Origin of the sequence: Myxococcus vastator, assembly GCF_010894475.1 — a bacterium.
Lineage (GTDB): Bacteria > Myxococcota > Myxococcia > Myxococcales > Myxococcaceae > Myxococcus > Myxococcus vastator.
Window position 1 is genome coordinate 1 of the sequence record NZ_JAAIYB010000150.1, and the last position, 17,680, is coordinate 17,680.

Here is a 17,680-nt window from a genome sequence, read left to right on the forward strand (position 1 = left end):
GGGGGTGGCATCCGAGTTGAGGTGGGCGCACTCACTGGCACAGGAGAAATTCAGGCAAAGGGCAACGCCCTGAGTTCGACTCGCGGCGGCGGCGGAGGGCGCGTGGCCGTCTACTATGACGAGGCCACCAGCGCATTCGCTTGGGGCAACATCTCCGCGGCCGGCCATGGCGGCGGCGCGGGGACGATTTTCCTCAAGTCCAACTCCGCCCTCTACGGCGACCTCGTCTTTGACAACAAGAATAGAATTGGAAATGCGTCCGACGTCCGACCCACGGAGATTCCCGCCAGTCCCACAGGAATGCAGACATTCAGGGACTTCATCGTCGTACGCAAAGCTTCTGTTGTGACCTTGGATGCGCTCGACGTCACCAGAATAATCACTGTTGATTCCTCTTCGCGCCTTCAGTCACAGAACATTAGTCTGCCATGAAACGTACCTCATCCATTCGGGGCGCCTGGGCGCCCCATCGGGCGGCTTACACGCTTGTCGCGGGTGTTCTCTTTGTGACAGCTGTGTCGACCACGGGATGCCGTGATCCCGATGTCGTTGCGGAGGTGGGGAAGACCGCGCTTCGTCATTCCGACCTTCAGGAGTTCACGTCCCGACGAGCAGCTAGCGCAGTGACCGACGGGTCTCAGGTGGACGCGCTTATCAGCCGCACTCGATTGGCCGAGCAAGCTGTCGAGCTGGGGCTTGATGAACGCGAAGACGTCCGCGCACGGCTCGCCGCAGCTCGCCGTGAGATCCTAGCGCAGGCGCTGCTACAGCATGAACTCAAGGACGCTACGAGTGAGGCAACGCTGCGTGCTCGCTTCGAGGCCTCGAAGGATACGTTGGCCCGCCAGCAGATCCATGTACGCCACATCATCGTGCGGCTTGCGGCCGACGCAGATGCGGCAACGCGACGCCGGGCTCGGGATCGCGCCAATGTCCTCTACGCCCGAATCATTGGAGGGGAGGACTTCGAACTCGTGGCACGCGAGGCGAGTCAGGGGGAAGCCGGCGCCGCACACACGGCGGACATGGGCATCATCCAGGAAGGGCAGGTCCATCCATCGTTCTTCGAGGCCGCAGCAGCGTTGGAGAAGGATGAACTGAGCAAGCCGTTCGAGACGCCGTATGGCATTCACGTGGTGCAGGCGCTCGCGCCGGTCGAGACCGTGAGTCCTTCGTTCGATGAGGTTCGAGGACGTCTTGCGGCAGACGCACGGAGTGAGGCGGAGAACCGCTTGATGTCTGACCTGGAGACCCGCATCCCCGTCAAGCGCTTCCCGGAGGCCATGCCGCCTTCGGATGCGGGAACCCATGGAGACGGTGTGTCGGGCGGGGGGGAGGACTGATGATTCTCAGCCTGCTTCAGTTCCGGTTCGCTTGCGTCGGTGTGCTGAGCTTCTGCCTCGTCGGATGCAGCGAAAAAGCCGCGGTGGAACGCGCCGCGCCGACAGCTCAGCCCGAAGTCTCCAACGCGGTGCTGGCGGACCATCAGTTCACGCAGGCAAAGCAGCGCACCAAGGCGCTCGGGGAGCGCTGCGCGGCGGGCGGTGAATCCGACTGCGTCTCCCGGCTTTGTCTCCGTGCTGGGCCCCGGCTCGACCAGGACTACTTCTGCAGCCAGCAGTGCCTCGAGGACGAGGCCTGCCCGAAGGAATGGCGCTGCATTCAGATTCACCCTTCCGCCGGAGGCCAGGTGTGCATGCCGCCCGAAGGCTGGACAGGCGCTGTCGCGGAGCCTCGATGAAGCCGCTCGTGAGTACAGCCATTTCGCTGGTCGGTGCGCTTGGCCTGATGCTGCCTGGAGGCGCCCGGGCGCAGGCCCTGTGCCTGCCGGGCAGCGACTGCTGCGGCGTCGAACCATGGTCACAAACCGTGGCCGAGCCGTCCGCGGGCCGAGGCAATGGCCAGGATACGCCGGTGGCCTTCTCCAGGACCTACACGTCCCTGCCTCAAGCCGAGGCAGGCGGCGTCCCCCGCGTCTATCAGACGGTGGACGCCTGTGACGTGGCGGGGGCTTGTAGTCCGGGCAGTGTCCGTCATGAGTGGGCGTGCGCCACTGAGAGCACTCCCGCTTACGAGCGGGCCGTCAAGAACAAGCGAGAGGCCTGGGAGGTCTACGTGCATGCCCCTGCCACCGGGCCCGGCGCGCCCGCCGAGGCGATGGAAAGGACGTCCGTTCTTCGCGGCGCGCAGGACATGGAGGGCACGGGGGCGCTCGAAACAGAGCACTTCACCTACAGCTACGGTCCGGGTGGGCAGCAGCAGTTGGCATCTTCCGAGAAGGCCAGTGTCTTCGGGAGCGCGGGGGAAAAGGCGCGGACCTACCACCGGTACAATGCGTCAGGCCGCCTTGTCGCCACCATCCGCTCCGGATGGACGCGAGTGATGGATCGGCAGACGGCCGTCTGGACCGCGCAGAAGCGCTGGATTGGCACATTCTACTTCGTTCAGCGCACGGGAGAGACAAGCCCGGATCCGCTCGGCAGGGTGCTCGAAACCCATGGCCCCTGCTGGGTGGAGAGCGAGGCCGCGACGGACTGCCCGGCGGGCACCAGCTATCCACTCACCCAGAATTTCTACTGGGCTGACTCCGAAACGACCGCCTTCCGCAGGAATCGCCTGATGCGCGTTGCCCGCTTCCCCGCGGGCCCGACGAGCACTCCTGTCGATACACGCTACAACGGCTACGACGTGTCCGGAAACGTCACCGAACGTGTCGACCCCAGCGGTGTCACCACGGCTTTCACCTGGGAAGGCAACCGGTTGCTGACCCAGACGGTGCACACATCGGGGCAGGTGGACGTGGTGACCCGCTACGGCCACGACGCCGGGCACCTTGCGTGGATGCAACGACCCGAAGGGAACTTCGAGGTGTACTGCTACCGCGCGGGAACACCGACAGCGGCTTGCAGCGGTGGCACGCTGACAGACACGCTCCAATGGAAGGCCCGGGCGGCGGACAACTCCGGCGCCGTCTGGACTGAGAAAGTCACGTACACGTACTGGCCAGATGGCTCCCTCAAAGAGGAGCGGTTCCTGGATGCGCCGGGCGTGGCCCGGCGGGTGCGTTCCTTCGCCGCCGATGCACACCTCCGTCCCACGCATGAGCAGTGGGGCATTGGCCCCGGCAGTTACACGGCAGCACGCTCCTATGACGGCGCGGACAACCTGACGGGGGTTGGCCATGCGATGAACGCGCCTCCTTCGTGGTGCGCCGTCGGTGGGGATGGCCGTCCTGTATCGCCCGCATGCAGCGCGTTGTCCTATGACCGGGCCAACCGACTCATCCACGTGGACGAATTTCCCGTGGACGGCACGGGGCAGCGCACGCTGTTGCGGCATGACGCGCACGGCAACGTCGCCGCGATCAAAACTGGATGCCTGGGCAGCGACACCTTCGAAGGCTGCACCCAGCCGGCAACCACCTTCACCTATGATGACTTCGGCAACCTCGTGGGGGCGGCACCGCCGCACATGAACGGCGCCATGCGCTACGCGTATGACGCACAGGGGAACAAGATCGCGGAGGTCTCCCCCTACATGAGCAGCACCTTCAACATTCCGCTGCTCTATACCTATGACCACCTGTCCCGGCTGCTGATGACGCAAGCGGTCTACGTGGATGCCGACTTCGCGTTCACGCACTACAAGCTGGGCTACGACAACGACGAGACGCCGCCCGCGGGTTGCCCGACGCAGCTCAAGAGCATGGGCCGTCTTCGCTTCCGAGATGACAGCTTTGGACGCACGTGGTTCGAATACGACGACCTGGGGCGGGTCATCCGCGAGCTGCGTGTGCGTGCCAACGCCACGGGATGCGGCCAGGGGCCCGACCTCAACCCGGACACACACTACAGCTACACGCCGAATGGAAACCTGGCCTCCATCACCTATCCCCACGGCAGGGTGGTCTCCTACGTTCATGGCGTGGGGGCGGCCGCTGACCGCGTCTCCGCCGTCGAGGTGGCGCTCCACGATGGAACGGTGTGGCAAGCCCACCGGGTCCTCAGCGATGTCCGCTGGGAGCCCTATGGCGGATTGCGTGGCTATCAGCAGCACCATGTCCGGAACGACGTCATCCGCTCGGTGGAATACATGCTGGGCGATGACGCTTCCGTGGCGCCCACCTCATCAGAGGCCGCCTGTGCGGACGTCCCTCCGTCGCTCGCCGCCTCGGACCTGACGGGGCGCCTTCGTGCGCTGCGGGTCTCCATGGGCTCCAGCAGCCCGGGGACGGGAACCGGGGACATCTACAGCAGGACCTACACGTGGACAGCGGACCAGGTGCGGAGAATGGACACCTGCGTGCTGGACTCGCAGCAGGCCCAGACGGAGGAGTTCACCTATGACCGGACGCTGCGCCTGACACACGCCAGCCGGCCCGCGGGGAACCATGCCGCCACGGGGGGAACCTACGCATCCAGAACGTACGTCTATGACCGCCGAGGCAACCGCACCTCTTCCTCCGAAGACGGAAACACTGACTCGACGCTGTATTACGGCGCATCCACTCCCGAGTATCTGTTCATTGAGTATGCGGGCCCCGGGCAGATGTTCGCCGATTTCTTTTATTTCGACCCCAACGGCAACGTCAATCGGAAGGCCACGCACCGGATGACGCCTGGTGACAACCATGCGCATCTCAATCTGAATCCGGCGGATGGGACGCGTGATCGCCACATGCGCTCCATGAGCGTCGGGTGGACGTCCTCGTATTACGTGTACCTCTACGACGGCTTCCATCGGCGTCGGCTCAAGGACTATCCGACCGGCGCGCGTGACGAGTATTTCCACGATCTGGGCGACCAGTTGTTGTCCGACCGGGGAGGGGATCGGGTCATCTCGCCCGTCAACTTCTTCGTGGAAGACGATTACGTGTGGCTTGGCGGGAGGCCAGTCGCCGTGGTGCGCGGCAAGTTCACTCCGCAGTGGACACGCCTTTCGGATACCTCCGCCGACTGTGCGCGCAACGGCGAGGCCGCCGCGTGCGGCCTCTATTTCATCGTCTCGGACCATGCCGGGCGGCCCGTGCTGATGATGGATGACTCCGGGCGCATCGCCGGGACAGGCGAATACGACCCCATGGGCCACGTCAACCGCGTGAGTCACTACTCGGCTTCGGCGAATCCCTATGCGGATGACTTGGACCAGGAGCTGACCCGGCTCCAGCAACCGGTTCGAAGCGCCTCCCTCAAGGTGCAGCAGCGCGTGATTTTCAGCCTCATCGATACCGAGGCATCCCACGATTACGTCGTGCTCAAGGACGGAAGCACGGGCGCCCAGCTCGCAGGTCCCTACAGTGGCGCGAATCGCGGCATGGTCTGGAGTGACTGGGTCGAGGGCACGGATGGGGAGATTGCCGTCCAGTTCCGCTCCAATGCGACCTGCGAAGCCGCCGCGTGTGACTCGGACGCGGGAGTGCCCGTCGGTTGCACATGTCCGGTCGCCGCCCGAAGGCGGGGCGTCGCCATTCAAAATTATGAGTACCGACGCTTCGAGCCAGGCGCGTCCCCGTTCTGGACACCGCTACGCAGGGTGGGCCAGTACTACGACACTGAGACGGACCTGTTTGAAGAAGGCCTGCGGACCTACGACCCGAGCGTGGGGCGCTTCTTCCAGCCCGATCCTCGGGTCTTGAATCCCGAATTCATCGTCTGGAGCGCCGTCCAGGGCCGCAGCGCCGCGCCCTACGTGGCTACCCAAAACAATCCAATGCAGGCCTCGCGGAGCGCGGCCAATTTCCACCAGGTTCGCTTGCAGGCCACGCCCCCTTGGAATGTCCATCCCGCGCCTGGCGCATCGTTTGGGATGGATCCCCAGCACGGGGTGGAGCTGATGCGGGCCGTGGAGCAGGGGGGCTCGCAGCGTGAAGCCGCGAGTCCGTAACGGCAGGGGAGCGGGGCGAGGCACCACCATGGATTTCGATTCACAGCTGCTGGGGAGTGCCCTCGCTCGGAGTGGCGGGGCCAGGGCGCGTCGTGCACAGAAGGGAAGTCGGATGAGTCGGCTGCTGCAGGTTCTGGCGATGGGGCTCTGGGTCGCCGCATGTTCTCAGGAGTCACGCCTCCCCGAGGAGACCGCCGCCAAGGTCATGCGCGCGGCGCTCGAGACTGGCGACCTGGCGCCCGCCGACCTCTGTTCGGCCGTGGCGACGGAAGAGCACTCCGCGGCTTGGGTGGCGGGCCCCATCGACTCATCAGGCGCCCCGAGCGTGGTGTCCTTCACGGCGCGGGCTGGCGAATGGGGACTGCTCGCGCTCCAGCATGGGGACGGCCAGGGGCAGGGCGCTCCGGGAAGCGCCGAGGTGCTGGTGGACGGCCAGCGTGTCGTCAGTGCCAGCAGCGGCGAGGGCCGAAAGGCTGTCGCCGTGTGGCTGGGGGCGACCAATCAACTGGAGCTGCGCGCCACGGGGGGGAGCACCGCCCGGGCATCCGTGGCCCAGCTGTCGCAGCTTCCATGCGCGGTGCTCGACCTGACAGTCGAGCGAGGCCGCGGCATCCCAACGCGTGAGACGCGAAGCTTCCACGGGGCCGGCCCTGGCGCGCAAGGCGTGCTCGTCGTGGAGACGAAGGAGGGCGCAGCACTCGCGGGGCAGGTGATGTTGAACGGGCGCGTCGTCATACGTCTGCGACCGGAGGAGGGGCCCGGTCGTCCGCACGTCCTCGAAGTGCCGCTGCTGGCGGCGAACACGCTGAAAGTGGAGCTGACGGGAGGCAGGGGCTCCGGGGTTCGCGTCCGCGTGGTGGATGTCGACTCCGTGGCGCCGCAGTTCGAGCTGACGTCGCCTTTGGAAGGCGCCCTGGCGGCGAGTACGCCGCTTGAGGCCAGTGGCACCGCGGGGGCGGATGCGACGCGCGTCGAGGTCAATGGCGTGGCCGCGACGCTGACGTCGGGCACCTGGACCGCCGCGGTTCCCCTGCTCCCTGGGCAGAACGCGCTGGTCACGACGGCTCGGGATGCGTGCGGGAACATCCGCCGCACCTGTCGCTCTGTGACGCTCGATGACCAGAAGCCGGTGATTTCCATCAGCGGGGCTCAGGACGGCCAGTATCTCCGCGGTCCCGTGGTGTTGACGTTCGCCGTGGAGGAGGACCACCTGGACACGGTGACCGTCACCCTCGACGGTCAGCCATTCGAGAGCGGAGGAAGTGTTTCCGCCGAAGGTCCGCATGTGCTCGTCGTGCGCGCCGTCGACCGGGCGGGCAACGTGGAGGAGGTCGAGCGCGCCTTCACGATTGACTCGGTGCCGCCGGCGCTGACGGTGCAAGCGCCTGCCGCGGGCCATGTGACCCAGGAAGCACAGGTGGAGCTGGTCGCCTCCGTTGTGGAAGCCCATGTCGTGGCCAGTGTGAAGGTCGGTGGCCAGGACCTGGTTCGCGGCGAGGATGGCCTGTGGCGGCGTATGTTGACGCTGACCGAAGGAGCGAACCGCTTCGTCGTCACCGCGCTGGACGCGGCGGGGAACTCGGGCGTCGCGTCCGTCACCGTTCTCAGGGACTCCACGCCGCCACAACTGGTGGTGACCAGCCCCTCCGCGGGTGCCCGCATCGGGGGCCAGTCCGTGAAGGTCCGTGGCACGGCGACGGACACGACGCCCGTGGTGCTGACCCTGAACGGTACGCCCGTCAGCGTGGCGGCGGACGGCGGTTTCGAGGTCGATTTCCCCCTGGTTCAGGGGAGCAACACGCTGGAGCTCCTGGTCACGGATGCCATCAACCTCTCCGATTCACGCACGCTCCAGGTGCGCGCGAACAGCGTCGCGCCGACGCTCACGGTGACCGAGCCGTCGTCTGGCCTGCAGACCGAAGAGCCCACGGTGACGGTGCGGGGCACTGCCTCCGTCGCGGATTCCGAGGACAGCGTGACGGTGGTGGTCGGGAGCGCGCTGGCGGCGCTCACGGGGGATGGGGCGTTTGTCCGGACCGTGCAGTTGTCTCCGGGACAGCAGACGCTTCGGGTCGTTGCCATGGATGGCTATGGGCTTCGGACGGAGAGCACCATTGATGTCACGCGAGTCGTGCCCGAACCGGATGGGGGTACAGGAGACGCAGGGACGCCGCCCGATGCCGGGAGCGGCTCCGATGCTGGCGGTGAGCCGCCGGTGGACTCGGGGACGCCTGGCACAGACGCCGGCACCGGTTCTTCCGCGCCCGTGCTTCGTGTGGATATGCCCTCGCCCGACGCGGTGGTGGGAGGCGCCACCCTGGCCGTGGTGGGGCAGGTGGAAGGGGGCACGCTCCCACTTGACGTGAAGATCAATGGCGTCAGCGCGACGGTAACGGTGCGCAGCTTCAGCCAGTCGCTCACGCTGCCAGAGGGGGAGCACTCGCTGAACCTCGTGGTGACCGACGCGGATGGCCGCACTGCGAGCACGGTTCGCGACGTCGAGGTGGACAGGACCGCCCCGTCGCTGGAGGTGACGCGCCCCGCCGCGAGCCCGCTCACCGTGAGCGAGTCGCCTTACCTGATTCAGGGAACCGTGGGCGACACCCACCTGGCGGGCGTCACCGTCCAAGGCGTGCCCGTGACGGTGCTGGGCGGAAGCTTCAGCATGCCCGTGACGCTGACCATGGGGCAGACCGTCGTGAGCGTGGTTGCCAGTGATCGGGCAGGCAACCAGACGCGGCGGGAGGTCGTGCTGAACGTGGAGAATGCCCCTCCGCGGGTGACCGTGCTTGAGCCGGTCAGCGGAAGCGAAGCCTCCGCCTCCATCGTCCGAGTCCGCGCCCGCGTCGTGGCGTTCGCGGCACTGAGCGAGGTCCGCGTTGGCACGGGCCTGGCCGCCGAGGAGTCCCCCGGTGTCTATGTCGCGGACGTTCCTCTGTCGCTCGGCGAAAACGTCCTGCCGGTGACCGCGACGGATGTGAAGGGGTTCACGGGGAGGAGCTCCGTGACGGTGTTCTACCGGGATCCGGCCACGGAGCCGCTGGTCGTCACGGGCGTTCAGCCGGAGACAGGCGCTCTCGACGTCAAGACGGACGCGCTCATCAGCGTGTCGTTCAACAAGGCAGCCACCCTCGAATCGGTTCGCGCCGGTTTCCGGGTACTTCACCGGGGGGCGCCGCTCCCGGGCGGCTATTCGCTTGCTCCAGGCGGCCAGACCGCGACGTTCATCGCACGCGCCCCGCTGCCCGAGAGCGAACTGCTCCAGGTCGAGGTGGAAGACCTGGCCGCGGAGATCGGGCCCGGGCAGGCGACGGACTTCCGGAGCGAACTCCGCGTGCGCCGGCCCCTCACGCGTGTGCGGGGCTTCGTGATGGACGACAGCTTCCAGCCGCTCCCTGGGACTCGCGTGGTGATGGAGAGCTCTGGGGAGTCCGTGCGCACGGGCGCCGACGGAAACTGGTCTCTCATCACCTCGGTGTCGGGGCCGCAGGTCCTGCGCTTCGAGGGCGGGACGACCCAGGAAGGGAGGCCTCTCCCCACGGTGCGAAGGCTGCTGACCCTCACCGCCGAAGAGGAGACAGTGGATGTCCCCATCGCGTTGACCGCCGTCGATACCGACAGCGCGGTTCGCGTGGACACCACCACGGCGCTGCACGTGGACTTCTCGCCGCGTCATGAGGGCCTGACCCTGGATGGGCCCATCAATGACGCCGCGGAGACGCTGCTGTTCGAAGATGGGAAGACACAGGGGACTCTGACGGCGACGCGTCTCGAGGTCGTCACGCTCCCGATGAAGCTGGAGAGCCATTCAACGCCCACCGCCATCTGGCAGATCGGGCCGGCGGGGCTCCGCGTCCAGAAGCCTCTGCTGCTGCAGTTCCCCAACGTCACGCAGATGGCTGCGGGCCGCTATGCCGTAGTGCTCGCACACGAGCCGCGCAACCACACGTTGGCGCGCATGGGGCTGGCTCGGGTGTCCTCGGACGGTGCGTTCATCCGGACGGAGACGCCGCTGGAGCTCCGGTCCGTGGAAGTTATCGGCTACATGGCGCTCACCGAGGCGCAGGATGACATCGTGAAGCGGGCCCTGGCGGACATGGGCGGGCAGGGGAGCTCCGCCAGCGACGGAGGCATCCAAGGGGCGCTTCCCCCTGGTCTGTTGCCCTCGCGCCCACTTGGGCCCCTTTGGCGGGAGGCGCTCGACGCGCTCCTGGGCACGGCGCACGCGCAGTACATGTATGGCAACCACGTCTATTCCAGCCTGGATCAATCCATCCAGAACCAGGTGCCCGCGACCGTGGTCGGAGCGCTTCGTGCCCCGGAGGATCGGCAACTCGACGTGGCGCTCCTGAAGGCCACGCAGGAGTTCATCGCCGTTCCTCGCCAGGTGACCTTCCCGTACCACCTGCCCGTATCGATGCAGGTGACGCGCATTTCCGCTGGCGCCAGGGGCGAGCGTTTCGATGCCTTCCTCTCTGCGAAGGTCGAAGGTGGCGCTGAGATTGCGCCGCCCGCGGGCGAGGTCTGGGCGGCAAGCAGCCAGAGTGAGGACCAGACGGAAGTCACGCTGACGGGCAACGTCGAGCTGACACGCGGCACCACGCTGATCACGTTCGGCGGGCAGATGGGGAGCGAGCGGAGGAGCTACACCCTTCGCGTCCAGGCGACCCTGGTGGAATCGGACGGCGGAACGGATTCCGATGGAGGTACGGAGGCGGATGGAGGCCCAACGGCAGGCCTCTATCGGCTCGTCTTCACGAAGGATGAACAAGCCACCGCGGGCACGGTCGAGATGCACTCGGTCGTGCGGTTCCCGGGACTGCGCGTCACTGTCACGGGGCCTGGCCCGACGATGAGTGGCCTTACCGGCGATACAGGCGAATACGGCATTCCCGTCACGGTACCCGCCGGCAGCTCGATGGGCATCGCTTGCGCCGATGTGCCACTTGGTTCCCGGCCCATGATCGGACGGGACACCGTCACGGGCGCGCCGGTCGTTCACTCCATGGTGACGGCCAGCTATCCGACGTGCTCGGCGACGTTCAACGTCTCTTCAGGCATGCAGACCCGCGCGGACCTGCTGGTTGACGCGCGACTGCTTCACGGAGCGCTGCACTTCGTTGACCGTGAAGGCCGTCCGCTGCGCCATGACTGCGAGGCCAACGCGTCCAGCGAGTACAGCCCGGATGCGGGTGCCTACGTTTCGATTGCCAGTGAGGACATTGCCCAGACGGAAGTTCATTTCTTCCGCGGGGAGGACCTGACCCGCCCCATCGCCCAGTTCACCGTGGGCGTGGCCGATGCGGAGTGCGCTCCAACGCCGCAAGGACAGCACGACCCGCAGGGTCACTATGCGCGCGTTCGCATGGGCCCCACGACGCCCTTCAAGCGCGTCATTCGCGACCGATGCCGGGAGCTCAATCCCGCCATCGTCCAGGATCCGAGCGCTCCGGCTCCCAGCAACCTGAGCGCCGCGGATCGCGCGTTCTACGAAACAGAGTGTCGGGACAACCACTCCAACTTCCTCCGGTTGGCAGCGGGAGAGCCGCTGGTGGTCGTCGCGGTCAACCATGCGACGGGCCACACCGGGATGACGCGGCTGCCCGTTCCGCCCATCTCCAAGAAGGAGCTGGATGCGGAAGGCCGCTGTGCGCAGGACGATGAGCTCGGGCCTTTGCAGGTCGTGGAGTTCGGGAAGACCGTGCAGCTCTCTCGGTGCTCGGTGGCACAGCTTGGGATTGACGCTCCGGTGTTCTTGTTCCCACCGGAGATCGACGTCCGGATCTGGCGAAGCGCAGAGGCCGGTGGCCTCCGCCAGGACCAGCCACCGACGCTCATCCGGCATGGCGGCGCGGCCACGACCCGTGACACCTACGTCCACCTGGACACCCATTGGCGTGTCCGGACGATGGCCCCCGTGGAGTGGCGTAGCGATGACGGAGGTGTGCGCACGTCGCCGGTGGATGCGGGGCTACCGCCCGACCGGGTCAATGGTGGCGCATCCCCATGCGGACCTTCTTCCGGGCTGGATGGAGGCTCAAACCCGAACTGCACCCCGAATGTCGTGCGGGACGTTGGCATCTCGGGAGTGCTGCTCGAAACCTGCTCGGAGTATGGGCCAGGTGCGGCTTCCTCCGCGACCAAGCAGGCTGCATGCCTTCGGAGCCAGGACCTCCAGGACGTGCCCGCTGGCGTCCCGCCCCTGGCGGGACGGGTGGTTCGCGTCACGAACTCCGCCGTGGAGCAACCCGAGGTGACCCAATTCGGGGTGGTTCCAGGCCGAGGCTCCGCCGCGCTCCAGGCGGCGATGCGCATCCTCGGAGCTGGCGGTCAGCAGATGACCGTGGGCAGCTTGCCTCGCGCCAACTACTACCTCCACGTCGTTGGGCATGAGGTGTTCCCGCGTGACCTCGACGGCGACGGCGTTCTGGCTCCGAACGAGCGAAATAGCAGCCCGCCTGACTTTACAGAGCCCACAGGCTCGCACCTGCCAGGAATGCCCCAGCACGCGCTTGGGCTGAAGAACGTCTACTCCAGCCTGGATCCAGATGGGTTCCGCGTTCTGCGCTACGACCGGGACCGGGAGCATGAGTTCCGCGTCCTGGACCTCACCAATCCCCAGGTCGTTGCTCAAGGCGGGGCGAGCCAGCGCCCCGTCATGGGCGATTCGCCCGAGGCGAACGTAGACGACCTTTCGTATCGGTTTCTCGCGACGCTCCTGGAGCCCGACGCCCCCGGCCGGGCAGGAACGCTTTCGGGTGACTACGTGGTTCGCTTTGGCAGCGACCAGTATGGCGTGGAGTGCGACATCAGCCTGGACAACGGTGCGTTGGTCGGCTCGTGCGACAACGAGTTCATCGACGACGTCCTCGCTGCGAATGACATCCTGTACATGGAGCTGTACCTCAGCGGAAACGCCGAGAACGTCCTCTATCGGTTCAACCTGATGGGGGTGGCTCCTCGCGTCGACCTGTTGAAGGCGGGTAGCGCCTTCACGGCGCAACGATCCGTGGAAGTCGATGACGAAGGTCAGGCGGTGCTTGACCGGCCCGTTTCGACTCCTGCCGTTGCGCGGTTTGCGCTCGACCCGGGTGTCATTCACCGAGGGCGTTTGAAAGTCTGCACGTCTGAAAACTGCGCCGCGGACAGCCTGCTCAAGCAAGCGGACGTAGCGCTGCTTGGCGACGGCGCCTACCAGATTCAAGGCGAAACTGGGACGGCGCAACAGAAGCTCGAACAGCTTGACGAGATGGGGCTCAACGCGGCCCGGTTCTTCCATCTCCCCATCCCCGCGCATCTGGTCGCCATGCCAGGTGCACCTGATCCCGGGACACGATTCTACCTGATCCAGGAGATTGAGCTTCCCGAGCCTCGCCGGCTCGTCCAGCGGCTGGGGCGGCCTCGAGGCAGTTTTGAGGGGGCCAATGCCCGAGCTCCGGGGCAAGCGACCATTCAGGGCATCAACGTGGCCGACGGGCACCTCTCTTTCGAGCACGAGGACTTCTCCGTCCCGCAAATGGCCGAGGTGGTCCGCTTCGCGCGCACCTACAACAACCAGAGCAGTCGAGTGGGGCCCTCGGGAGTGGGGTGGACGCACAGCTACGAGGGCTATGTCCAAGAGGAGAAGATCGGACGCTATACCGTCGTACTCGCGGGACAGGCGTATGACGTTCCGTTGTGCGGTGCCATTGACGAAGAGGCAGCCACCGCGGCGGATTGCGCCACCGACCGTTCACATGGCTTGGACGTGAAGCTGGTGAAGCGAGGTGACCTGAACGTCGTGGAGGTGAAGACCCCTGATGGGTTTGTCTACGAGTTTGGAACGCTGGCGCGTGGCTCCTCCACGAAGACGCGGCGACGCTGGCTGCTCGACAGGTTCCATGACGGTCGGGGTCGAGTGGGCGACGAGGGATGGACGAAGCTGACCTACCGCGCGGAGGACACGCTCCTGGATACCGTGGAGCGTTCGCCCGGCAAGCTGCGCCTCGAGTTCGACTACGATGCGATTGACGTTGCGAATCCCGCCATCGCCTACCGGCTGCGAAACCTGTCGCGAAACCAAGGGTTCAAGCTGCTGAAGTCGGTAGAACTGGTCCTTGTGGCTGACCAGAATGTCTTGCACAGCCTGGATTTCGGGCACGACACACGCGGAAACCTGACGCGCGTCACGAGGACGTCCACTCCGCTTCCCAGCGCAACGCCGGGGACGAGCTCGAATGCAACGCAGTCGTGGGAGTATACGTACCTTCCACTCCCTGCCGGACTGTCTGGGCACAAGCTGTGGATCGCTTCAAATGAACTCAAGACGGCAAAGTACCTTTTGAGCCCGCCAATGGGGGGCGACCGCAAAATCCAGTGGCAAGCGACGTACGTCCGCGAAGCAGCGCAAGGCACCTATGCGCATGTGGATTTGCACGAAGTCGTGACATCGGTCCATGGGACGGGGATGCCCAGCCCGGGCTGGCGCATCGTGGCGCCTGATTCCTCGATGCGAAAGATCCACCGGCCGGATGGTGTCGAAGTCACACTCCAGCTCAATGCCTATGGGAACACGAACGAAGTGCGCGTCCCTGATTTGGGGCCCAGCACGATGGCATGGGGCAGTGATGCTCGGGGCGGCCCTGTGCAGATGGACGTCTCGGTGTCTCCCTCTGGGCGGAGCATCCGGAACGACCACAACAGCCGGATGCAGCTCGATCGCAAGCTGCTCGAACAGTCGCCTCCGAACAGCATCCCAGTGCCAGGTGTAGGCAGCTCGACCGAACTCTGGTCCGTCCAATCCCGGCACGAGGTCACTGGACGCGTAACGAGCATGTCTGTGCTCAAGGGTGGCACTCAACAAGCCGCTGTAGCCACGCCACTGTCGGATGCGGGTGATCCGATGGGCGTCACCATCAGTGATACGCCCTTTGGGATCGCTTTCACCGCGTCCCAGTTCCCTGACCCAGACGGCGTTGTCGTCGAAGGAACGGACTCGGAGGGGAACACGGTGACCTACTCGGGGCACGACACCCAGCCGCTTGGACTCCCCACGCTCGTGACCGTGACGCACCCAGCTCACGGTACCGAGACGCCTACTGGGGGATTGCTCCAGTACACCGTCGCCTACACCTACGACGGACTGGGTAACCGGATCTCAGAGTTCAATGAGACCACCGGGGCCCAGGTGGAGGTGGTCTATGACGCGGTCGGGCGAGCGCTTACGCGAACCGTTGCAGGGCAGCCGCCTCAGGAGTGGAGTTACGCATACGAGCTTGGTGACGATGAACTAACCGTCACTGAGTCGCTACCCCTTGGACACTGGGGCCGTACACAGATTCGGAAGACAGTGACCCAGGAAGGGCTCAAGCGCGAAGAAACCGTTCGCTACGGGCGGGACAACCAGCCGGCGACGGTTCACTACACGGGATACGTGGGGACCCAGTTGCGCTCGTTCCGGGACGAACGCGGGAAGCTCCATGAACTCGTCTATGACTCAGCGGGACGGTTGACCGGAGAGAAGGTCGAAACGGTCTCTGCCTATACCTACTCGCTCGATGAAGACGGCAAGGTTGTTGAGAAAACCGATAGCAACGGACTGCGGACGCGTATCGGTTACGACGCCCTGGGGCGCGCGGTCCGTTGGGAGTACGAATCGAAACTCAATGACCCTGGCTGTTCAGGCTATTGCTCATTCTCTGATGTCGAAACAGTCGTCTTGAACGCTTCAGGCGCCGTAGTCGAGCGGACATTTGGCTCACTCAAGGACGGGTCCATCCCAAGGCCCCATATTCTTGAGTCGATTGTGGACGCGCTTGGCCGCGAACGAAAGGTTGCCAGCCATGCGGACAGCCATGGCGGCATCAATTCACAAACGGAGTACGACGCGGCGGGGAGGGTAACGCTCCGGGAAGACCACGAGACAGGCCTCCGAGACACGTATGAATATGCCGACGCCATGGGACGAATGACGCGGCATGAGCGTACAGTTCAGTCCGTTCATGGAACAAGAACCCTGGTTGAGACGCGCGCCTACAGCGACTCGTCCGCGGGGACGACAACGCTTGTCGTGACCAGGAACCTGAACGGCAGGGACGAGGATTCGAATAGGCAGGAGGTCAGGACGTACACTCTCGACACGCTTGGACGTGTTCGAACGATGCAGGAGACCGTGGACGAGCAACTGGCCGTTCATTCCTGGAGCCATGACACGCTCGGCAGGCAGGTCAAGTACACCGATCCATCGACGTTCAGCCGAGAGTCAACATGGGAGTATGACTCGGCTGGCAACCTCCTGAAGGCCAGCGTCCCCGCCACTGGCACGGTTGAGTACTATCATGACGAGCAAGGCCGCATTCGCAGGCAAGTCGGGCCTCAGAGCAACGCTGAGTTGCACATGTACTACGACGATCTGGGGCGACTGGAGCGTCGCACCCAAGCGTTGGCCCCAAGCAGTCCCGCTGGCGCAGTGGCTGAGTGGAACTACGAGTACCTCGGTGGTGGACTAGAGAGGGAGCGTGCCCCTCATGACACCATCGTCACCCAAACTCGAAACGCCCGCGGACTGGTAGAAGAGGAGCTTTGGGCACAAGGGGATTACGAGCCGCGTACTGTTCGTACGTGGTACGACGGAACCTGGGTAAAGCGACACGAGTCAGCGGAAGGCCAGTCCCTGCTTGAGGTGTCTCGGGAAGGGGCAAGTGGCGTTGATGACCGTGGCCGCACACGGAATGAAGTTGAAGCGTGGTCTTCACAGGGTCGCGAATACCGGTACGAGACGAGCACGCAATGGCTTCCCCGACAGGCTACCGTCGTTGATTCGTGGATTTGGGGCACGACGGATCTGGGAGGCAGGACTGTAACGACACAGTTTGACAGCCTCGGTAATGCTGTTCAGCGCACCCAGGGCGGCGGCATGGACCAATGGGACTTCTATGCCGATGGGAAATCGATGTGGGAGGTTCCCTTCGGATTTGATGCCAACGTTGCTGCACGAACGTGGACGTACGAGTCAAGCGGGCGGGTCAAAGGCGTGCGCTTTGGTCAGGAACTAACCTCGTACGCCTACCGTAAAGATGGGCTTCCCGAATCCATTACAACTCCCGACCAGCGTACCCGAATGCTGGGATACAATGCGCGGGGGCTCCTGGAAACAGAGAGGTATGGGCGTGATTCCGACTTCCGAAGCACCCGTTATGCTGAATACGACAACGCTGGCAATGCTACCCAGGTCTGGCATGCTGCCGACTCGCAAACCGAAACAAGAGTTTGGAGCTATGTCTATGGTCCAAACAGTGAACTGCTCCGGGTCTCGAATGCTGACATAGGAACTTTCGAGTACACCTATGACGCCTTCGGGCGCATCGCCGACATCTATCCTCCGGCAGGATCTGTGACGCCTACCTCAAAGCTCAAGTACGATTCACTTGGCCGTGAGCGCATGCGTAGTCGCGGAACGTCTAACTGGACCACGGACTGGAAAAACGGAACTGCAGAGGTGCTTAACCCGCTGGGAGAGCGAGTCGAGCGGGTTCTCGATGGGCGCGGTCGTGTTGTTCGCGAAGTATTCAAGCCAGGCCCCCCTCAAATAAATGCGTCAGGTTCGCTGCAGACGTTTAAGGACATCGAATCAGTCGACTACATGCTCAATGGCCTTGATCAGTTGCGACAAGCAACCGAACGGCGAGGTGGCGATTCAGTCGCGCGCAAACTAGATTATGACTTGCGCGACCGCCTCTGGATAGATGGCGACAGCACTAGCGCGATTGTTTATGAGTATCACGACAGTGGCGCACTGAAATCACTGCAGTCTCCCGCA

General features: G+C 64.8%; 5 protein-coding genes. All 5 read left to right on the top strand.

Annotated elements, in window-relative coordinates; translation table 11 throughout:
* The coding region (locus G4D87_RS16780; RefSeq protein WP_205507612.1) for a hypothetical protein at positions 1-432 on the top strand (432 nt) is incomplete at its 5' end.
* Positions 433-668: 236 nt separating this feature from the next.
* Positions 669-1,343 carry a peptidylprolyl isomerase gene (locus G4D87_RS16785; protein ID WP_205507613.1) on the top strand — a complete coding sequence of 225 codons (675 nt, stop codon included), beginning with the start codon at positions 669-671 and terminating at the stop codon, positions 1,341-1,343.
* Positions 1,343-1,741, top strand: coding sequence for a hypothetical protein (locus G4D87_RS16790; protein WP_163783080.1), 399 nt, complete (start codon positions 1,343-1,345; stop codon positions 1,739-1,741). The genes G4D87_RS16785 and G4D87_RS16790 overlap by 1 nt, the downstream gene beginning before the upstream one ends.
* Before the next feature lie 8 nt (positions 1,742-1,749).
* Positions 1,750-5,883, top strand: a complete 4,134-nt coding sequence (locus G4D87_RS16795) for an RHS repeat-associated core domain-containing protein (RefSeq protein ID WP_163783081.1) — start codon at positions 1,750-1,752, stop codon at positions 5,881-5,883.
* A gap of 112 nt (positions 5,884-5,995) precedes the next feature.
* Positions 5,996-17,680 (top strand): DUF6531 domain-containing protein (locus tag G4D87_RS16800; RefSeq protein ID WP_163783082.1); only part of this gene is annotated, 11,685 nt, incomplete at its 3' end.